A 21,274-nucleotide genomic window follows, 5' to 3' on the forward strand; every position below is an offset into this window, starting at 1 on the left:
GAAGAGGATGGCATATGAAACCGTTTTATATGAACAAAGTGATCATGTTGTAAAAATACAATTAAACCTCCCGAAATTAAGGAATCCATTGACAGAACAGCTGGCGGGAGATTTGGTGAACGCTATTCGAAGAGCTGATCGGGACAAAACAGTTCGGGCCATTGTTGTTACTGGCAGTGGAAAAGCATTCTCGGCAGGTGGTAACTTGAAAGAGTTTAAAGAGAACTTTGTGAAGCCGGTGCCACAATTATATGATGAGGGAATAAAAAGTAATGAATTATTTCGGTTAGGGGCCGAGGTTTCAACTCCCATTATTACGGCTGTAAATGGCCCGGCTTTGGGTGGCGGGACGGGTTTGGCAGCAATGAGCCATATCGCCATTGCTTCAGATCAGGCCACACTTGGTTTAACTGAATTGCGATTAGGATTAGTTCCTTTTGTGATATTACCGTGGGTTCGGCGTGCTGTTGGGGAAAGAAAAGTAATGGAAATGATGCTCACCGCGAAAGTGTTATCTGCAAAGGAAGCCGAGGAAGTAAATCTTGTTCATAAAGTCGTTCCGCACGCTCAATTAGAGGAAGAGACTTGGAAAGTAGCAGAAACGATCTGTTCGTATAGCCCCCTTGCAGTAAGATTGGCATTGGATGCATTTTATACAACAGAACAAATAGATTTGGCTAAGTCGTTTGATTTATTATCGACACTTCGCTTGGTATCATTTCGCAGTGAAGATTTAAAAGAAGGCGCTTCAGCCTTTTTAGAAAAACGGAAACCGGAATGGAAAGGTAAATAGTGAGGAGGAAAATAAAAATGAAGGCATATGCACCAATGGGGGGTACTGTATGGAAGATTCAAGTTGGCGAAGGAGATCTGGTGAATAAAGGTGATGCTTTGATTATTTTGGAGTCCATGAAAATGGAAATTCCAGTGGAAGCACCGCTGGACGGAAAAGTATCGAAAATAAATGTACAGGAAGGAGATTTTGTTCAGGAAAATGATGTAGTCGTAGAAATGGAATAACGAGTACTTGAAAGGATGACCTTACTTGAAATCAATCAGAGTAGGTGCTGCCCAAGGATTTTATGGAGATTCAGTAGATGGCGCCATAGCCAACGCAAAGTATGGAAATGTCGATTATTTGGCTTTTGATGCTTTAGCTGAATTAACGATGGCCATTCTTGCCAAAGATAAAGACAAAAATCCGGATATGGGGTATACACGTGATTTATACCTATTTATGAAAGCGCTTTTACCTTATGTAAAAAAGAAAAGGTTTAAAATACTGACGAATGCAGGCGGGTTAAATCCAAAAGGGGCACAAGCAATCGTATTGCAGATGGCAAAGGAACTGGGCATAACGGATTTGAAAGTCGCGGTGGTCACCGGTGATAACATTTTATCCGATAGTGATCCATTAAAGGAAAAAGGGGTCTTTTTTCAAGATGTGGAGACAAAGCGGCCTTTAGCGAAAAATATTCAAGAAAGATTGCTGTTTGCCAATGCTTACCTTGGAGCGCAACCGTTAGTGGAGGCGTTAAGGCAAGGGGCTGATATTGTAATTAGTGGCCGGACAACGGATACTGCGCAGTTTTTAGCTCCGTTGATATATGAATTTGGCTGGCTGGAAGATGAATGGGACCGGTTGGCAAGCGGCGTTTTTATGGGACATTTGTTAGAATGCTCCGCTCAGTCGACGGGAGGAAATTTTATCGGCGGTTGGCAAGAGGTCGAAGGGTATGAAACGATTGGCTACCCCATTGCCGAAGTCAATGAGACCGGGGAATTCGTCATCAGTAAGGTGGAAGAGTGTGGCGGGATCGTGAACAAGAAAACGATCAAAGAACAAATGCTATATGAAATTCATGATCCGGCGGCATATGTGACACCGGATGTTGTGATGGATGTGACAAATGTCCAGTTAGAAGAAATCGTGCCCCATAAAGTGAAGGTAACAGGTGTAAAAGGGAAAGAAAAACCGCCAGATTTAAAAGTCGTGATGGGATATGCGGACGGCTTTTTGGGGCAAGTGCTTATTGGCTATTGTTGGCCCGACGCATTACAAAAGGCAAAGTTGGCCGAGCAAATTATTTATCGGCAGATGGAAAGAAAAAAGCTTGAATTTGATGAAATCCGAGCGGATTATGTCGGCTATAACTCTTTGCATGGACCTCTGTCTCATGAGCCGGAAGGAGAGCTGAATGAAATATACTTGCGCATGGCTGTAAAATCCGAATGCAAGCAAAAGGCGGATTCTTTCTTTCGCTTATTTCCGCCGCTGGGATTAAACGGCCCGCCATCCATGTCATATATCGGGAATATACCGACGAGACAGCAAATTGGTATGTGGTCATCTCTTATACCGAGAACGTTGATTGAAGAGAGGGTAACAGTTGAAGTAAAGGAGGTGTGATATTTAGTGGCTAAGGTTAGGTTAAAAGAAATTGCCCATGCTCGTTCAGGAGATAAAGGAAATACGGTGAATATCGCGGTGTTTGCCAATCACAAAGATTACTATCCCCTTCTTGTTGAACAAATGACTGTTGCTAGAATGACAGCTTTTTTTAAAGGCCTTGTGTTAGGGGAGATCAATCGGTATGAACTTCCAAATATTGAAGCGTTAAATTTCGTTTGTTATGAAGCGTTGGATGGTGGAGGTTCTTCTTCGATGCGGATTGATCATTTAGGAAAATGCTTTGGATCGAATATTTTACGTTTTGAAATAGAAGTTCCTGATTCATTTAACGTGAAGTGAGGGGGAAAAGCAAGGTGATGAATCGATGAATTATGCGCCCTATTTTACAGAGGAACATCGTTTATTGAGAAAAACAATTCGGCAATTTTTAGAGAAAGAGGTGACGCCATTTTTAGGCGAATGGGAGGAAAAAGGTGAATTTCCAAGAGAGATTCTACAAAGGATGGGCGAGCTTGGTTTTTTAGGCCTCCGCTATCCGAAAGAGGCCGGCGGGCAAGGATGGGATTATTTCGCGGGAGTTATTTTGGCGGAAGAGTTAAGTCGCACGGGCTTTGGCGGTTTTCCAATGGCGATCGGTGTCCAAACCGATATGGCGACCCCACCAATACTAGAGTTTGGTAATGAGGAGCAAAAGGAGCGTTTTTTAAAACCGGCTCTTCAAGGTGAAAAGCTGGCGGCCATTGGTATTTCGGAACCTAATCATGGCTCTGATGTCGCATCGATTCAGACGAGAGCGGTGAACGACGGGAATGATTGGGTCATTAATGGAGCAAAAATGTTTATTACAAATGGGCCGCGAGCTGATTTCATTACTCTTGTCGTTCGCACGTCTGATGCGCCAGGGTATAAAGGGCTGAGCATGATTCTTGTTGAGATGGATAGGCCGGGAATTACGGTGAGTAAAAAACTAGATAAGGTCGGTATGAGGTCAAGTGATACAGCCGAAATTGTGTTTGAAAATGTCCGAGTTCCTTTGGACAATATACTTGGAAAAGAAGGGAACGGATTTGCTCAAATTATGTGGGAGTTGCAAGGTGAAAGAATGATCTCCGCCGCCGGCTCGATCGGGATATCCGAATATGCGTATGAATATGCTTATCGTTATGCAAAAGAGCGAAAACAATTTGGACAGCCAATCGCCAATTTCCAAGTGATCAGCCATTTGCTTGTCGACATGAAAACAGAAATCGAAGTGTGTAAAGAAATGACGTATGCACTTGCTTACCGCTTTTCAAAAGGTGAAATTCCGAGTAAAGAAATTTCAATGGTTAAAATGGCGGCTGCGCAAACAGCTCATTGGGTGGCGGATCGCGCTTTGCAAATATTAGGCGGAAACGGCTATATGATGGAATATCCGATTCAGCGAGTTTGGCGGGACACCCGGCTGCATCGAATAGGCGCCGGAACAGACGAGGTTATGAAAGAAATTATCGCAAAACAACTGGGATTAGAAGAATATTGAAGGGGTGTGCCAGGGTGAAGCATTGGATGTTTCAAGAAGAACATGAGATCTTCCGCAAGGCGGTGCGCCGCTTTGTCGACAAGGAAATATCTCCACATATCGAGCGCTGGGAACAAGAGGGCCAAGTTCCGAGAAGCCTGTTTAAAAGGTGTGGGGAGCTTGGATATTTAGGAATTAAATACCCGGAAGAATACGGTGGAATGGGTTCGGATTTCATTATGGAAACCGTCTTTGTGGAGGAGTTAATGAATTGTGGTTCGGGAGGAGTAAGCGCCTCGATCGGCGGCCATGTCGGAATTGCCTCTACACCCATTTGGCGCTTTGGCAATGAGGAACAAAAGAGAAAGTACTTAATTCCGTCTGTAAAAGGAGAGATGGTGGCGGCATTGGGCATTACAGAGCCATATGCAGGAAGCGATGTCGCGTCTATACAATCAACTGCCAAAAAGCAAGAAGAGTACTATATTTTAAATGGAACAAAGACATTTATTACAAATGGGGCAAATGCCGATTATGTTGTCGTCGCGGCCAAAACGCGGGAGCGTCCCGTTCACGAAAATATAAGCCTGTTCATCGTTGAAACCGACTGGGAAGGCTTTTCAATTGGAAAGAAGCTGCAAAAGTTAGGATGGCGGGGCTCGGACACTGCGGAGCTGTTCTTTGAAAACGTGAAAATACCAAAAGAAAATTTACTCGGAAAAGAAAATGAAGGCTTTAAATATTTAATGGAAAACTTTCAGTGGGAGCGCCTTACTCTTGCTTTATCGAGCATTGCTTTAGCGGAAAAGGCGCTAGAAGAGGCGATGAAGTATAGCAAAGAACGCATTCAATTTGGGAAGCCGATCCGCCAGTTCCAAGTGTTGCGCCACAAAATGGTTGACATGGCTGTCGATATCGAAAAGGCAAGATATATCACATACCGTGCCATTTACAACTATAACAAAGGTGAAAATGTCATAACCGAAGCAACGATGGCAAAAGCTTATGCGGGCGAAATGGGTAGTAGAGTATGTGATGAAGCTGTGCAAATCCACGGCGGAAACGGCTATATGATGGAATTTCCTGTACAGCGTTACTGGCGGGATGCAAGAATTCAAGCGATCGGCGGCGGTACGACGGAAATCATGAAGGAGATTTTAGTGAAGCAACTTGATATATAGATATAAGGAAGATGGCGTTAACTTTGAGAAACGCGACTGGGAAAGTATTAAAGATTGTTCTGCGTAAAAAAGCCATCGAGCATGATGAGGAGGCATAACAATTGTTCGCAAAATATTTTGAAGAGTATCAAATCGGTGAGTCATGGCAGTCAAAAGGGAGGACCATTACCGAAGCGGATATTGTAAATTTTGCTTCTCTAAGCGGAGATTGGTATCCGCTCCATACGGACGCTGAATATGCACGGCAAACACCTTTTCAACAACGAATTGCCCACGGTTTGCTCGTTCTTTCTGTTGGATCGGGATTACTGCATTTTGAACCTGGTATTGTAGTTGCTTTTTACAGTATGGATGTGGTGCGTTTTTATCATCCAACTTTTATTGGTGATACGATTCACGTAAACCTGGAAGTGACGGAATTAACAGGGCATAAGAATGAAACAGGTTTGGTGACGGTCCGTCAACAGTTGGTCAAGCAAACGGAAGAGGAAGTCGCCACATCAAAAGTGAAAATACTCGTAAATAAAAAATGAATGAACAAGATGTAGTACTTGAACGTTGTAAGTTTCTATAGCTTGCTGAAGATGTAAGCAGTCGGGTTTCTAAAAAGACAAAGTTGTTCAAGCTGAAAAAACCAGATTGATGTAGGGATATTTATACCGCGAATAAAGAGGGAGATACAAATGATGTTGCAGAAAGTTTTAGTGGCTAATCGTGGTGAGATTGCGTCCAGGATTATTCGCACGTTGAAGAGATTGAATATTCAATCCGTAGCTGTTTATTCCGAAGCTGATAAAGATGCCCCGTTTGTTCAGATGGCTGATGAAGCCTATTATATTGGGGAACCACAGGTGCAAAAAAGTTATTTGAATGTGGAGGCAATCATGGAAGCAGCTCGAAAAGCAAATATTGATGCGATTCATCCGGGATATGGCTTTTTATCTGAAAGCAGTGATTTTGCCATGGAGTGTGAAACTAATGGGATCACTTTTATCGGTCCCCAGGCGGGGATCATTCAAAAAATGGGCGATAAATTAGAAGCGCGTAATTTAATGAAACAGGCTGGTGTTCCAGTCGTTCCCGGCTCTCAAAAGAGTTTACAACATATTGGAGATGCGAAACAACTGGCCAAAGAAATTGGTTATCCAATTATGCTGAAAGCAAGTGCGGGAGGCGGGGGAATTGGCATGTCGGTCATTCATTGTGAAGCTGAATTAGAGAAACATTTTAATCCTAGCCAAAAAAGAGCCGAAATGTATTTTGGCAATGGAGCGTTGTTCATTGAGAAATGGATTGAACATCCCCGCCATATTGAAGTACAAATTGCATGTGATCAAAAAGGAAATGCCCTTCATTTATATGAAAGAGAATGTTCCATTCAAAGACGGCATCAAAAGGTGGTTGAAGAATCGCCCACCCCCGCTTTGTCAAAAGAAGTAAAGGAGAATCTATTAAGGACAGCTCTTAAGGGCGCCAAGGAAATCGGTTATCAGAATATAGGAACGATGGAATTCATTTTTGATGAACATATGAACTTCTATTTTCTGGAAATGAATACGAGGCTTCAAGTGGAGCACCCAATAACAGAAGAAACGACTGGGGTTGATTTAGTTGAAATGCAAATAAACATTGCGGCAGGATACGAATTGGATGTTGAACAAACAGATATTAAACAACATGGACACGCCATCGAATGCCGGTTATACGCAGAGGATCCCGTGCGCTTTTTCCCATCTCCCGGCATGTTGACAACATTAAAATTACCTGAACATGGAGCCCGTTTTGATTTTGGTGTGGCAGAAGGAAATGTCATAACGCCATTTTACGATCCAATGATTGGAAAAATCATTACCCATGGCGGTACGAGGGGTGAAGCCATTGCAAAAATGAAAGAGGTTTTAGCAAAAATTGAGATTACAGGGGTAAAAACGAATTTGCCCATTTTAATAGACACAATGAATGATAGCCGTTTTACGGAAGGAATGTATACAACGAGCTTTTTAAATAAAGAAAAAAGGTACAGATGAAAGGTTGAGTGGTGATGAATCGAGAGCAAAACGTAATGAATGAAATAGAGCGGATTCGAAAAGGAGGGCCGCAGCGAAATCATGAGAAATTAAAGAAAATGGACAAGCTGTTTGTCCGGGATCGGCTTAGGCTCTATTTCGGCGAAGATAATATATATTATGAGACGGGCACATTTGCAAATGTTTTTGAGAAAGAGTTACCTAATGATGGCATCATAACGGGTGCTGGAAAGCTGGACGACAGACTCATTTATTTTACAGCAAGTGATTTTACGGTCAAAGCAGGGTCTATTGGAAAAAAACACGGTGAAAAAATTTTGCGCGCACAAGAAGCTGCGTTAAAAGGAAAGAGGCCTATTCTTTATTTAATCGATTCTTCTGGTGGAAGAATTGATGAGTCGAATGGCTACCATGTTGAAAAATACTCTGGCGGTAAAATTTTCTATAATCACAGTATTATGTCGGGGAGAATTCCCCAAATTGGCGTTTTATATGGCCCTTGCTTTGCAGGAACAGCTTATATGCCAGTGTTTTGCGATTTCGTGGTAATGGTGGAAGAAATGGCTGGGATGGCAATCGCTTCTCCGCGAATGGTTCAAATGGCGACCGGCCAAAAGGTGGATGTGGAAGAGTTGGGTGGTGCAAGAATGCACGCGGAGAAAAGCGGTTCGGTTGATTTTGTTGTCAAAACAGAAGAAGAAGCGGCCGAAACGGTCAAAAAATTACTGTCTTATTTGCCTGATCATTTTGAATTGGCGCCTGAAAGAGTAGCAGCCAAAAGCCCAAGTCGCAGTCCGGAAGAGATAGATCGGATTATCCCGCAAGAACCAAATCAGGCGTACGATGTGAAAGAATTAATTGACTGCCTTGTAGATGGAGACAGCTTTTTGGAAGTGAAAAAAGATTACGCGAAAGAACTTGTTACAGGTTTTGCAAGAATGGATGGCAGAACGATAGGAATCGTTGCCAATCAGCCCGCGGTGAAAGGAGGGGCTATTTTTCCAGAATCTGCTGATAAAGGGGCGAAATTTGTCTGGACATGTGATGCTTATAATATCCCGTTATTATTCCTTTGTGATACCCCCGGGTTTATGGTGGGTACTCAAGTGGAGCAAGCTGGTATTTTACGACGCGGGCGAAATTTTATATATGCAAGCTCCGTTGCTAATGTGCCCAAGCTATGTGTAGTTGTTCGTAAAGCGTATGGGGCTGGAATTTATGCAATGGCCGGGCCGGCATATGAACCGGACGCGACCATTGCTTTGCCATCAGCCGAAATTGCCATTATGGGTCCGGAAGCGGCGATAAATGCTGTTTATTTTAACAAGATTCAAAGCATAACCGATCCTAAAGAAAAAGTAGAAATGGTGAAAATGCTTCGGGATGAGTATAGGGCAGAATATGATATTTTTAAACTTGCCGGAGATTTAGTCATTGATGAGCTGATTATGCCCAGAAATCTAAGAAAAGAAATTTCCAATCGTTTTGAATTAATTGGAAGGAAAGATTTTCCACTGCCAACGAAAAAGCATAGTACCATTTTAAGCTAATGATTGCTTTGCGAAAACAGCAACATTCAAATGATCTCATTCTTGGACTTTTATTCACAATAGTTGGGAGGATAAAAAAATGAATGATATCTCAGTTATCAATCGTATTGCTGTTGGTGATATCGTGCGGCGTTCGGCAAGTCGGCATCCAAATAAAATAGCGATCATTGACGGGGAGACAAGAATGACATTTTCCCGGTTGGATGAAGCAGCAAATCAGTTTGCACATTATTTATTAAAAAAAGGATTCGAAAAAGGGGATCGGATTGTCACAATTAGCGCGAATTCTTGGCAGCTTATTGTGGCAATATTGGGTATTCAAAAAGCCGGATTGGTTTGGGTTCCGATCAATCCCGCTGTAAGTCTGAAAGAAAAGAATTTCATCATATCGGATGTAAAAGCGAAATTAATATTGGTCGATAAAGATTTTATTCAACAAGCCGATGTGATGAAAAAAAGCTGTCCCAACATATTATATATGCGTAGCCAAAGTAGTGACCAGAGCAGTTTTGAAGCACTCTTACATGGCGAAGATACATCAGAACCTGAAGTTCATATTCAAGATCGGGATTTGGCACAAATTATGTATACAAGCGGTACGACTGGAAGTCCGAGGGGAGTAGCCATACCCCATGTCGCCGTTTTTATTTCCAGTTTGGGCAATATTGTCGAGATGATGATTAAAAAAGATGATATCGTGGCAGTTATCTTGCCAATTTTTCATTGTGCCCTGCACTCGGTTGTGATGTCTTTTATTCATATTGGCGGTACGATGGTCGTTTTTAGGCAATTTGAACCAGCTTCCTATCTGGAAGCGGTAAAAAAAGAAAAGATTACGATTATGATCGGACTTCCGATGATGTATCGTGCGCTGCTCCATGTTCCGACAAGAACGAAGAAAGATACTGAATCGTTGCGTTATTGTGTATATGCGATGGCGCCGATGGATGAAAAAACATTAAAAAGCGGTATTGAGGAATTTGAGGCAAAGTTTTGTTTAGCTACGGGGCAAACAGAGATGTACCCGGCAACCGTTATTTTTGGGCCAGAATATCAATTGAGCAAATTCGGATCGTATTGGGGGATTCCTTCTCTTATTAATGACACAGCCATTATGGGTGAAGATGGTCATATTTTAGATAAAGGTGAAGTGGGAGAAATTGTTCATCGCGGGCCCAACGTGATGGCTTGCTATTATAATCGGCCGGATGAAACTGAGCAAAGCCGTTTATATGGTTGGCATCATACAGGAGACTTGGGATATTTTGATGAAGATGGTTTATTAGTGTTTGTGGATCGAAAGAAAGATATGATTAAAACAGGGGGTGAGAATGTAGCATCCATTCTAGTCGAGCAAACTCTGCTCTTACATGAAAAGATTGAAAACGCTGTCGTCGTAGGATTGCCACATGCCCATTGGATAGAGGCAATCACCGCTTTTGTCATTCCGAAGGAAGGCGTAAATGTCACGAAAAACGAGATTGTCACGCATTGTAAAGAACATCTCAGTGCCTTTCAAGTACCAAAAGAAGTTATATTTGTTGATAAGCTGCCGATCACTGCCACGGGAAAAATTAGAAAAAATATATTAAGAGAGCAATACAAAACGTATTATACGGAGCAAACAATAACATAAAGAATTTTTTCAAACATTTCAGCAAATACAGGGAGGATATGATATGAAAGATGAAGTTGTTATTGTTACAGGCGGTTCTAGTGGATTAGGGAAAGCGATGGCGCGGCGCTTTGCGAATGAAGGCGCGAATGTCGTCATCACGGGAAGAAATGAAGAACGTCTGCAAGCTGTAAAAGATGAATTGATGGAAACGGCAAAAGGGGAAGTAGCATATGTTCCAATGGATGTCCGCAGTATTGAAGATGTAAAACGAATGGTTGAAGAGACAATCCGCGTTTTTGGCACGATCGATCACCTTGTGAACAATGCCGCCGGCAATTTTGTCGTGGCTGCCGAGGACTTATCCATTAACGGGTGGAACTCAGTCATTGATATTGTTCTGAACGGAACGTTTTACTGTACAAAAGCAGTGGGGCAGTATTGGATAAATGAACAGAAAAAAGGGACCATTTTAAATATGGTGGCCACCTATGCCTGGGATGCCGGGGCAGGGGTTGTTCATAGTGCCGCAGCCAAAGCTGGCGTGTTAAGTTTGACTCGCACCCTTGCCGTAGAATGGGGCAGCAAGTATGGCATTCGTTCAAACGCAATAGCTCCCGGACCAATTGAAGGAACAGGCGGCGCTGATAAGTTGGTGCTTTCTGAGAAAATGGCGGAAAGAACTTTACAATCGATTCCCTTAAAAAGGTGCGGCAAACCTGAGGAAATTGCGGCACTTGCCTATTTTCTCCTCTCAGATGAGGCTTCTTTTATGAATGGAGAAGTCGTCACAATGGACGGGGGACAGCATTTAAACCAATTTCCATTTTGATCATGGAATTGTGGAGAATGAGTGAAGTAGGAAAAATGTGCTTCATTGTATTAACGTTGTACTCATTTAGGAGAAAAATAAGCAGTATATGATCTTCCAGTGCGACGCTCATACAAATCATAAACCGAAAGGAGATGGTAAAAATGAAGCAGATGCTTGTTGGCGATCCGATCAAGCTCAATTCTATTCGTTACCCGGAAAAGGTAGCGCTTTCATTTAAAGGGAAGAGATTTACCTATCGTCAATTTAATAATAGGGTCAATCAATTGGGCAACGCTTTACTGGATAGAGGAATTCAAAAAGGTGATAAAGTGGCATTTATGTTGTTTAATGGCAATGAGTTATTTGAAATCATAGTAGCTTGCAGCAAAATTGGCGCTATGTATGTCCCGATAAATTCACGTTTTACAGCGAGGGAAATAAAGCATGTGTTAGATGATTCCGGAGCTATATTATTTATGTACGACTACCGTTTTGGTGATGAGGTTTCAAAAATTCACCAAGAATTGTTGACAACAAAATATTTTGTAACTGTTGGGAATCAAGATCGCTTATCTTTTACAATATATGACGAATGGATAGAACGTTTCCCTGCCAGCGAGCCCGAAATAGCGGAACCGTTAAGCGAGTTAGATGAATTATGTTTGATGTACACGGGTGGAACAACTGGGCTTCCCAAAGGGGCTATTCATACTCATAGAAGTTTATATCTCGTACTTACACACTTTAGTATTGAATTTTCAATTAGCCGAAATGGAAAGGGACTTGCTGCCGGGCCGCTGTTTGGTGCGGCTGCGATATCCATTGCAATGCCGAATCTGTTCGTGGGAAATCCGATTCATATAGTAGAACAATTCCATCCATTAGAAGTATTAAAAGCGATCGATCAGGAAAAGACCACTACCGCTTTTTTAGCGCCACCCATGTTAGACGCGATTTTTGCATTGCCAGATGAAATAAAAAATAGTTTTGATGTATCTTCAATGAAATCAGTTATTTCAGTTGGTGCACCACTACTGACTCGTACAAAGACAAAAGCGCTCGAGTTCTTTCCGAATGCAGAACTAAATGAATTTTATGGCGCGTCTGAGCTTGGTGGCGCTGCCAATTTACATCATGAATATATGAGAAAAAAAGACCGTTGCGTCGGTTTGCCTATGTTGGGAATGGAATTAAAAATAGTAGATCAAGATGGCAACGAAGTAAAGCAAGGAGAAGTGGGAGAAATCCTTGTTAGGGGTCTTACACTTTGCAAAGGATATTATCATAATGCTCAAGCCACGAATGAAGCTTTCCGGGGGGAGTGGCTTGGCTTAGGTGATATGGCTCGACAGGACGATGAAGGCTTTTATTATTTGGTAGAAAGAAAGCAAGATATGATTATCTCAGGAGCATTTAATGTCTATCCTGCTGAAATAGAGGCCGTTTTACATGAGCATCCTTCAGTACGGGAAGCGGCAGTGATTGGAGTCCCCCATGATCAGTGGGGAGAGGTGCCAATGGCGGTTATCGCTTTACATGATGATCAAGATGTTAGTGAGAGAGAAATCATTGAATACTGTACTGGAAAAATGGCGAAATATAAAATCCCGCATAAAGTCGAGTTTGTGAAGATGTTGCCAAGAAATTTACAAGGTAAAGTATTAACATATACTTTGAAAGAAAAGTATGGAAAAGTGAATCAATCCAACATCAATTAAAAGCGCTTTCGATTTCTTTGTACAATTGCCGAGATTGGTGGTTATTGCACCAAAAAAGAGACACACTAGCTGGTAATAAAAATTATACTGTTTGGGATTCACAATGATGAAGAAGCGTTATTTGCCCCGCCCTTCATTAAGTGGTAATAAAATCCTTCCTTACTGTTTGGGATAAAGTAACCTCTTTTTCTGAAAGTCTATATGGCGAAGGCTGATTCATTCGCTAAAAGAGGTATTCGCTTGTATTTTTGCCCGCTCTTTTAATTCTTCCGTCGCCCCCGGCATAAAATGATAAAAAAGCTGGGGAGGGGAAGAAGTATGCGTGCAGCAGTATTAGGGGCAGGATTGATGGGTAAGGAAGCGGCGAGGGATCTTGTAAAAGGGAAACATGTAGAGGCGGTGGGTTTGGCGGATATCGACTTGGAACGGGCAGAGGAAGTGTGCCGCCAAATACATTCCCCGAAAATAAAGGCGTTCCGTTTGGATGCGGGCAATTCGCAAGAGCTTGTTCGATTTTTACAACATTATGATGTTGTTCTCAACGCCCTTTTTTACTCATTTAATGAAAAGGTTGCAAAGGCGGCGATTGAAGCCGGAACGAGTGTGGTGGATCTTGGGGGACATATTGGCCACATTACCGATAGAGTCCTGGCGCTTCATGAGGAAGCTAAGAGGGCGAATGTTACTTTGGTTCCCGATCTAGGTGTAGCGCCCGGCATGATCAATATATTGTCTGGCTATGGCGCCAGTAAACTGGATTCCCCGCAATCGATCAAACTATATGTCGGCGGCATTCCGCTTCGGCCGGAGCCTCCGCTTGAATATCATCATGTTTTTTCTTTGGAAGGGCTGCTCGATCATTATACAGATCCATCCTTGATTATTCGCGACGGAAAAAAACAGGAAGTTCCCTCCTTATCAGAAGTGGAGCCAATTTATTTTGAAAAATTCGGGCCACTGGAAGCTTTTCATACATCAGGAGGAACGTCGACGTTGTCCAAGTCGTATCCGGAATTAAATACATTGGAATACAAAACGATCCGCTACCCGGGCCACCGCGACAAATTTCAATTGCTTGTCGACCTCCATTTAACCCGGAATGATTATTGGGTTCAAATAGGTAAAACGAACGTAAAGCCGCGTGATGTTTTACTAAAGGTACTCAACCCCATTACGGAATTGGGGGACCGGGATGACGTTGTTTTGCTGCGTGTCATTGTCTCAGGTGAAAAGGATTTTAAAAATAGAACATTTGCATATGAGATGGCGGCATATAAAGACCGCCGGGAAAACGTGACAGCCATGGCGCGAGCCACAGCCAATACGATCTCTGTCGTGGCCCAAATGATCGGAACTGGCGTCATTAACAAAAGAGGTGTGTTTCCTCCCGAACAGATCGTTCCGGGTCCGCTTTATATAAAAGAAATGGCAGACAGGCAGGTTTTGATCAAGGAGACCGAATACGAACGAGCTTGATATTATTCGTATCCAACAAGAATGCAAGAGAAGGCGAGACATAGTTAAAAACGAATTGCTATTCGTACAAATCGTGAAAAAACCGCGTGAAATCAAGGTTTTAAATTTGATTTCATGCGGTTTACTCATTTTTATATGGTTTTGGTCCTTCCTTTTCTGCAATGTGGATCGATTCAATCGGGTATTTTTGTGCTGAACTATTTTTTTACTAGATCATATCCGCTTTTTGAGGAATACTTGCCAATTTTTTAATCACTGCTTTAAGACTATTCACTTTTCGAAAATACAATCCAACTTTTTCAAAAATGCTCAGGCACTTATCCTGAAAAACTATCTATCTAATCCAATATAAACTTTTTCCAAGCCACGAATAACGAGCAAACATGTTACTCCTCAAACGGCCAGGCCGGAAGCATTTTATTTAACGGCTTATCTTTCCTGTAGCCCAACACATAATCTGCTTGCATGATTGTATGAATTTCCCGAGTTCCTTCATATATAACTGGCGCTTTGGAGTTTCTTAAGTAGCGCTCGACGGGATATTCGTTGGAATATCCATAAGCTCCATGAATTTGCACCGCGTCGTCTGCCGCTTTATTGGCAAAATCGCATGCTTGCCATTTGGCAAGGGATGTTTCCCGTGTATTTCTAACGCCTTTATTTTTCAACTCCCCGGCCCGATATACGAGCAGCCGGCTCATTTGCAAGCCTGCTTCCATATTGGCGAGCATTTGCTTGACAAGCTGATGTTCCCCTATCTTTTTCCCGAATGTCTCTCTTTCATGGCAATACGTTAAGCTTGCTTCCAAACAGGCCATAATCAGTCCGCAGGCGCCCGCAGCTACTGTAAAGCGGCCGCTGTCCAGTGCAGACATGGCAATTTTAAAGCCTTCTCCTTCCTCGCCAAGCAAGTTTTCCTTTGGCACTTTCATATGATCAAAAAATATCTCGCCGGTATTTCCCGCGCGTATCCCCAGTTTGCCCTTGATGGCTTTTGATGAGAACCCTTCCATCGTTCTCTCTACGATGAACGCGGAAATGCCATGATGCTTTTTGCTTTTATCCGTATAGGCAAACACAAGGAAGTGATCGGCCACATCACAAAGGGAGATCCATGTTTTTTGGCCATTCAAAATATAATAATCTCCATCTTTGACAGCGGTAGACTGCATGGCGGCTACGTCAGACCCAGCATTCGGTTCGGTCAAGCCGAATGCTCCAATTTTTTCCCCTTTTGCTTGCGGCACCAAATATGTTTGTTTTTGCTCTTCTGTTCCCCATTGCAGCAGTGTCATGCTGTTTAAGCCGGTATGTACCGACACCGCCGTGCGAAAAGCCGTATCTCCTCTTTCAAGCTCTTCGCATACGATGGCGAGGGAGTTGTAGTCCATGCCGCTGCCGCCATATTTTTCCGGTATACAAACCCCCATTAATCCAAGGGTGGCAAGTCTTCTGATGATTTCCGGATGAAACTCTCCCTTCTCATCCCATTCACCGATATAAGGCATGATTTCTTTGTCTACAAAGTTGCGCACTGTTTTTCTCAATAACAATTGTTCCTCGGTAAAATCGAAATTCAATGGGACCCCTCCTCAAACGATATTGTTCATTTTCAAAGATTGTATTTGATCTTTTCCGTAGCCGAGAGCTTGCAAAACTTCTATTGTATGCTCTCCGGCATCAGGCGGGTAATATTTAATCGCGGCCGGTGTTCGTGATAGTTTTAACGGACTTCCAACCAGTTTGATTTCTCCGGCTGTTGGATGATCCATAGAATGGAACATACTTCTTGCTTGAAGCTGGGGATCGCTTTCCAATTGGTCCATACTTTGAATCGGGCCGCATGGAATGTTTTTCTCGCGGAAACGATCGATCCATTCGGCGGCCGTTTTTGTGAAAAGTTGCGTTTGCAAAAGCGGTATTAGCTGTTCGCGATGTTCGACCCGTTTTGAATTGGTCAGAAATCTTTCGTCGCATGCCAAATGGGGAACGTCCAAAATCTCGCATAATGTCATAAATTGCTTGTCAGTGCCGACAGCAATGACAACTTTATCGTCTTTTGTCGAAAAAGCTTGATAAGGAACGATGTTGGCGTGCTCATTGCCGATCAGCTTGGGAGCAACTCCCGACATTAAGTAATTGCTTGCCATATTGATTAAAGCGCTTACCGCACTGTCATATAGCGCCATGTCAATTTTTTGCCCTATTCCCGAATGCCGGCGCTCAATGAGGGCTGCCTGGATGCCAATGCAGGCATATAAACCAGTCAGTACATCGGATATGGCCACACCTGTTTTTTGGGGCCCGGAACGCTCGTCCCCCGTGATGCTCATGAGGCCGCTCATTGCTTGGATGATAAAGTCATAGCCGGCCAAATGCTTATATGGTCCTGTTTCTCCAAATCCGGTAATGGAGCAGTATACGAGTCCGGGGTTTATTTCTTTTAAAGATTCATAGCCCAATCCAAGGCGTTGCATTGTCCCGGTTTTAAAGTTGTTGATTAACACATCGCTTTTTCCAACGAGTTTTTTAATAATTTCTATGCCTTCGTCTGTTTTTAAATTGACAGTGATACTTTTCTTGTTTCTATTGGCGCATAAATAATAGGCACTCACTCCTTTTTTGAACGGGGGTCCCCATTTTCTCGTTTCATCTCCTCCATTGGGCGCTTCCACTTTAATGACTTCAGCACCCAAGTCCCCCAGTATCATGGAACAATACGGTCCTGCCAAAACTCTGGATAGGTCGAGCACTCTTATTCCTTGCAGTGCACCAGCCAGTGAATACCCCTCCTTCCAGCTTTTGAGTGAAAAATTTGCTGAATTTTGTCCTATATCATGTATATTCTATTAAAATTACAAATATTCCTTCTTATTTGTACTCTTTTCATGTTTGTTTTTGAGGGAGGCTCGTGCTAAACTATTTTTTACTATCTTATAGAAGTTGTGTCGACAGATAAGAAGGGATGGAAATGAAAAAAGATAACGTAATCCTTTTTCCGGGATTAAAAGAAAGGCTGTTCCGGAAGGGGATTGACAGCTTGGAAAATCTTCAATATGCAGATGCGGTGAATTTGCTGCAGCAGGCAAAAGAATTGTCGCCTGAAGACCCTCAAATTGATAAAGCGCTTGTAATCGCTCTTTATGAAAAGGGAGATTATGAAGAAGCGAAAGATATTGCGAAAGAAATGCTTCTGCAAGGAGCAGGAGATTATTATGAAGTATTCGATCTTTATTTAATGATTTTAATACAATTACATTTGCATGACGAGGTGGTCCACACACTGGAAACCCTTTTTGAAGAGCAGCATGTGCCGGAAGACAAAAGAGAGCACTATCAAACGCTTTTGAACTTTAGCAAAAAAACAGTTGACAATAAAAAGAACGATTTTGTTGAAAAATCCGTGTCCGCAGAAGAGGTAACCGAAGGAAGCTTTCAAGAGCAGATTATAAAACTCGGTTCGCTGGCTGATAAAAATATTCAGCCTTACTTGGAATCGGTTGTGGGGTTACTGAAGAATGGCCAGGCGCATCCGTTTTTACAGACAGTCGCTTTGAATGTTTTGAAAGAACATCACATCGAGCGAACAGTTGAAGTCAGAAAGCTAGGCTTTTCGGGGACATTCAATCCGTCAACTCTTCCAGACGTAACAGAAACACCTTTTTTTCAATCAGTTCAATCAGAGTTGGAAAAAGAACTTGAACATGAAAATCCGGTTTTGATGAGACAGGTCAAAGAAATGATAAAGCGCCATCAGTTCCTGATGTTTCCTTTTGAACCCGAATACGAAAAAATGATGCTATGGGCAGCCGTCTACCGCGGATATAGCCGAATGATGTACGGGGAGGATTGGAACAAAAAAAAGGCGGCGGAAAAACTTGGATTGGAAGAGACAGAGCTTGATGAAGTCCTCTCATTTTTGGAGCTTCTTGAACAAGTATCAGAACAAATGGGTTGAGTACATGGCTTTTCATGAAAATAATATTATGTTACAATGTAATGGTTATGCCAGTGCCAGTAATATCAAAAGTTATAAGGTTTACATAATCTTAAATAATGAAGTAATCGTGGTTGGAGGTAATAAATATGTCAGCAAAATGGGAAAAGTTAGAAGGAAATAAGGGGATTCTTACCGTGGAAGTTGATGAAGGAACGGTAAGCAAAGGACTTGACGAAGCTTTTAAGAAAGTTGTCAAGCAAGTGTCCATTCCCGGCTTCCGTAAAGGAAGAATTCCGCGTTCTTTATTTGAAAAGCGTTTCGGAGTAGAGGCCCTGTATCAGGACGCGCTTGATGTCATTCTGCCTGAAGCTTATATGGCCGCGATAAAGGAAACGGGAATCGAGCCCATTGATCAGCCGGAAATTGACATTGAGCAAATGGAAAAAGGCAAAGAGTTAATTTTCAAAGCAACTGTCCAAGTCAAACCCGAAGTAAAACTTGGTGATTATAAAGGGTTAGAAGTGGAGAAGATGGATACGGAAGTAACAGACGAAGATGTGGAGAATGAATTGAAAATGCTCCAAGAGCGTCAAGCAGAACTCGTGATTAAAGAGGAAGGCAAGGCTGAAGAGGGCGACACGGTCGTCATCGACTTTGAGGGCTTTGTTGACGGAGAACCATTCGAAGGCGGCAAGTCAGAGAATTATTCGCTTGAATTAGGTTCGGGAGCCTTCATCCCTGGTTTTGAAGAGCAGCTCGTAGGGGTTGAGCCTGGTGCGGAAAAAGATGTGGAAATCACATTCCCAGAGGAATATCATGCGGAAGAATTAGCCGGCAAGCCTGCTGTTTTCAAAGTAAAAGTTCACGAAATTAAAGCGAAAGAGCTTCCTGAGCTTGACGATGAGTTTGCCAAAGACGTCGACGATGAAGCTGAAACACTTGATGAGTTAAAAGCATCGATCAAAGAACGTTTGACAAAAAGCAAAGAGCAAGAAGCGGATCAGAAACTGCGTGACACGCTCGTTGAAAAGGCGACGGACAATACAGAAATCGATTTGCCTGAAGTGATGGTTGACAATGAATTGCAGAACATGATGCGGGAGTTTGAACAGCGTCTGCAAATGCAAGGCATGAACCTCGATTTATATTACCAATTCTCCGGCCAGGATGAAGAAGCGCTTCAGAGCCAGATGAAAGAGGACGCCGAAAAACGCGTTCGCATGAACCTAACGCTCGAGGCTATCTCTAACGCGGAAAATCTTGAAGCAAGTGATGAAGACGTCGAGAAAGAACTTCAAAAAATGGCGGATACGTATAATATGTCTGTTGAAGAAGTTAAAAAAGCGTTCGGCGAAAACCTTGATCACATTAAAGCCGACTTAAAAATTCAAAAAGCAGTCGAATTTCTTGTTGAAAACAGTAAAACTAGTGCATAATATAAATAAACATAACGTTCACTTACTCAACATACGATAGATAAAACAAGGCGCGGGTTACTTCGTGCCTTGTTTTATACCAATTACAGATTTTGCCAGTGCGGGACCGCTCCAATCATTTTTCGCTATTCAAACATAAAAAGCTTCCGAAATACATACATAATAAATTTAGCCGACATATCAAGCAAGAAACACAACATACTATTTCATGAGCGAAAAATTGTATATTTTATGAAAAAGTATGCTACAATGCAATACATAACTATTTAACAGCAGCATCATTTCCACGATGAAACCAGCGTATAGTTATTAAAGGGGTGAGAGTTCATTGTTTAAATTCAATGAGGAAAAAGGACAACTAAAGTGTTCCTTTTGTGGAAAAACACAGGAGCAGGTTCGTAAACTGGTTGCCGGACCAGGTGTATATATATGTGATGAATGCATAGAGCTCTGCACCGAGATAGTCGAGGAAGAGCTTGGAACAGAAGAGGAATTTGAGTTTAAGGATATCCCGAAGCCGCGTGAAATTCGCGAGATTTTAAAAGAATATGTAATTGGCCAGGAACAGGCGAAAAAATCACTTGCTGTAGCGGTTTATAACCATTACAAGCGGATAAATTCCAACAGCAAAATCGATGATGTGGAATTGACGAAAAGTAACATCTGTTTAATTGGACCGACTGGAAGCGGAAAAACGCTCCTTGCCCAAACACTCGCCCGGATTTTGAATGTGCCATTTGCGATTGCGGATGCGACTTCTTTAACTGAAGCGGGATATGTCGGGGAAGATGTCGAGAACATTTTATTAAAATTAATCCAAGCCGCAGACTACGATGTGGAGAAAGCGGAAAGAGGGATTATTTATATTGACGAGATAGACAAAATCGCCAGAAAGTCGGAAAATCCTTCCATTACACGTGACGTATCCGGAGAAGGGGTACAGCAAGCTCTCTTGAAAATTTTGGAAGGAACCGTTGCCAGCGTTCCGCCCCAAGGCGGAAGGAAGCATCCCCATCAGGAATTCATCCAAGTTGATACAACCAATATTCTCTTTATATGTGGAGGAGCATTTGATGGAATTGAACAGATCATCAAACGCCGCCTTGGACAAAAAGTGATTGGGTTTGGTTCTGATAATCAAGGTGATGAGGTTGAGGAAAAAGGATTACTGGCCAAAGTGCTGCCGGAAGATCTGCTTCAATTTGGGTTAATTCCGGAATTTATCGGACGCCTTCCTGTCATTTCAAGCTTGGAACCTCTTGACGAAGACGCGCTCGTTGAAATCTTGACGAAACCAAAGAATGCCCTCGTCAAGCAGTATCAAAAAATGCTTGAGCTTGACAACGTGGAACTTGAGTTCGAAGAACAGGCCCTCCGTGAAATCGCTAAAAAAGCAATTGAAAGAAAAACCGGAGCGCGCGGCCTTCGCTCCATTATTGAGAGCATCATGCTGGATGTCATGTTCGACTTGCCTTCTCGAGAAGACATCAAAAAATGTATCATTACAAAAGAGTCCGTTTTGAACGACTTGCCTCCAAAACTCGTACTGGAAGACGGTACCATTTTAAAAGGGGCATAATATAAGATGAAAGGAAGCAAAATT

18 protein-coding genes are annotated in these 21,274 nt (G+C 42.5%); 16 read left to right on the plus strand and 2 right to left on the minus strand.

The annotated features are described in order from the left end of the window. The first annotated feature begins 7 nt into the window (after positions 1-7). The 13 genes from MHB50_RS05715 (at position 8) to MHB50_RS05775 (ending at position 14,295) form a co-directional block, all read left to right on the plus strand. The gene (locus MHB50_RS05715; RefSeq protein WP_205178313.1) at positions 8-793 is read left to right on the plus strand and encodes an enoyl-CoA hydratase-related protein; all 786 of its coding nucleotides are present in this window, start codon (positions 8-10) and stop codon (positions 791-793) included. 11 nt (positions 794-804) lie between these two features. Next, positions 805-1,020 carry a biotin/lipoyl-binding carrier protein gene (locus MHB50_RS05720; protein WP_339165616.1) on the plus strand — a complete coding sequence of 72 codons (216 nt, stop codon included), beginning with the start codon at positions 805-807 and terminating at the stop codon, positions 1,018-1,020. Positions 1,021-1,045: 25 nt separating this feature from the next. After that, the gene (locus MHB50_RS05725) at positions 1,046-2,410 is read left to right on the plus strand and encodes an acyclic terpene utilization AtuA family protein (RefSeq protein WP_340085001.1); all 1,365 of its coding nucleotides are present in this window, start codon (positions 1,046-1,048) and stop codon (positions 2,408-2,410) included. 6 nt (positions 2,411-2,416) lie between these two features. Beyond that, positions 2,417-2,752, plus strand: a complete 336-nt coding sequence (locus MHB50_RS05730; RefSeq protein ID WP_340085002.1) for a hypothetical protein — start codon at positions 2,417-2,419, stop codon at positions 2,750-2,752. 25 nt (positions 2,753-2,777) lie between these two features. Continuing rightward, a complete protein-coding gene (locus MHB50_RS05735; protein ID WP_340085003.1) occupies positions 2,778-3,935 on the plus strand; it encodes an acyl-CoA dehydrogenase family protein in 1,158 nt (385 codons plus the stop codon). A 14-nt stretch (positions 3,936-3,949) separates the two neighbouring features. Next, the gene (locus tag MHB50_RS05740; RefSeq protein ID WP_340085004.1) at positions 3,950-5,095 is read left to right on the plus strand and encodes an acyl-CoA dehydrogenase family protein; all 1,146 of its coding nucleotides are present in this window, start codon (positions 3,950-3,952) and stop codon (positions 5,093-5,095) included. Between the two features lie 101 nt (positions 5,096-5,196). Then, positions 5,197-5,628 carry a MaoC/PaaZ C-terminal domain-containing protein gene (locus MHB50_RS05745; RefSeq protein ID WP_340085005.1) on the plus strand — a complete coding sequence of 144 codons (432 nt, stop codon included), beginning with the start codon at positions 5,197-5,199 and terminating at the stop codon, positions 5,626-5,628. Positions 5,629-5,778: 150 nt separating this feature from the next. Further along, the gene (locus MHB50_RS05750; RefSeq protein WP_339162517.1) at positions 5,779-7,122 is read left to right on the plus strand and encodes an acetyl-CoA carboxylase biotin carboxylase subunit; all 1,344 of its coding nucleotides are present in this window, start codon (positions 5,779-5,781) and stop codon (positions 7,120-7,122) included. A gap of 14 nt (positions 7,123-7,136) precedes the next feature. After that, a complete protein-coding gene (locus MHB50_RS05755) occupies positions 7,137-8,672 on the plus strand; it encodes an acyl-CoA carboxylase subunit beta (protein ID WP_339162519.1) in 1,536 nt (511 codons plus the stop codon). Between the two features lie 79 nt (positions 8,673-8,751). Further along, positions 8,752-10,308 carry an AMP-binding protein gene (locus tag MHB50_RS05760; RefSeq protein ID WP_340085006.1) on the plus strand — a complete coding sequence of 519 codons (1,557 nt, stop codon included), beginning with the start codon at positions 8,752-8,754 and terminating at the stop codon, positions 10,306-10,308. Between the two features lie 43 nt (positions 10,309-10,351). Beyond that, on the plus strand, positions 10,352-11,119 hold the full coding sequence (gene fadH / locus MHB50_RS05765; protein ID WP_205178287.1) for a 2,4-dienoyl-CoA reductase: 768 nt from the start codon (positions 10,352-10,354) through the stop codon (positions 11,117-11,119). Between the two features lie 143 nt (positions 11,120-11,262). Beyond that, positions 11,263-12,819: an AMP-binding protein gene (locus MHB50_RS05770; protein ID WP_205178285.1), complete on the plus strand. Its 1,557-nt coding sequence runs from the start codon at positions 11,263-11,265 to the stop codon at positions 12,817-12,819. A gap of 318 nt (positions 12,820-13,137) precedes the next feature. Continuing rightward, complete coding sequence (locus MHB50_RS05775) at positions 13,138-14,295, plus strand: saccharopine dehydrogenase C-terminal domain-containing protein (protein WP_340085007.1); 1,158 nt, start codon at positions 13,138-13,140, stop codon at positions 14,293-14,295. Between the two features lie 386 nt (positions 14,296-14,681). Here the strand turns inward: MHB50_RS05775 and MHB50_RS05780 are convergent, their stop codons facing one another. Beyond that, complete coding sequence (locus tag MHB50_RS05780) at positions 14,682-15,875, minus strand: acyl-CoA dehydrogenase family protein (protein WP_205178282.1); 1,194 nt, start codon at positions 15,873-15,875, stop codon at positions 14,682-14,684. A gap of 12 nt (positions 15,876-15,887) precedes the next feature. Then, on the minus strand, positions 15,888-17,075 hold the full coding sequence (locus MHB50_RS05785; RefSeq protein ID WP_205178524.1) for a CaiB/BaiF CoA-transferase family protein: 1,188 nt from the start codon (positions 17,073-17,075) through the stop codon (positions 15,888-15,890). Positions 17,076-17,266: 191 nt separating this feature from the next. Here MHB50_RS05785 and MHB50_RS05790 point away from each other — a divergent pair, with 191 nt between their 5' ends. The 3 genes from MHB50_RS05790 (at position 17,267) to clpX (ending at position 21,250) form a co-directional block, all read left to right on the plus strand. Beyond that, positions 17,267-18,253 carry a tetratricopeptide repeat protein gene (locus MHB50_RS05790; protein WP_340085008.1) on the plus strand — a complete coding sequence of 329 codons (987 nt, stop codon included), beginning with the start codon at positions 17,267-17,269 and terminating at the stop codon, positions 18,251-18,253. A gap of 128 nt (positions 18,254-18,381) precedes the next feature. Further along, positions 18,382-19,671, plus strand: a complete 1,290-nt coding sequence (tig, locus tag MHB50_RS05795; RefSeq protein ID WP_205178280.1) for a trigger factor — start codon at positions 18,382-18,384, stop codon at positions 19,669-19,671. Between the two features lie 328 nt (positions 19,672-19,999). Beyond that, positions 20,000-21,250, plus strand: a complete 1,251-nt coding sequence (gene clpX / locus MHB50_RS05800; protein ID WP_077111233.1) for an ATP-dependent protease ATP-binding subunit ClpX — start codon at positions 20,000-20,002, stop codon at positions 21,248-21,250. The last annotated feature ends 24 nt before the right edge of the window (positions 21,251-21,274 follow it).

This window comes from Siminovitchia sp. FSL H7-0308 (genome assembly GCF_037980985.1).
Classification (GTDB): Bacteria; Bacillota; Bacilli; order Bacillales; family Bacillaceae_C; genus Siminovitchia; species Siminovitchia thermophila.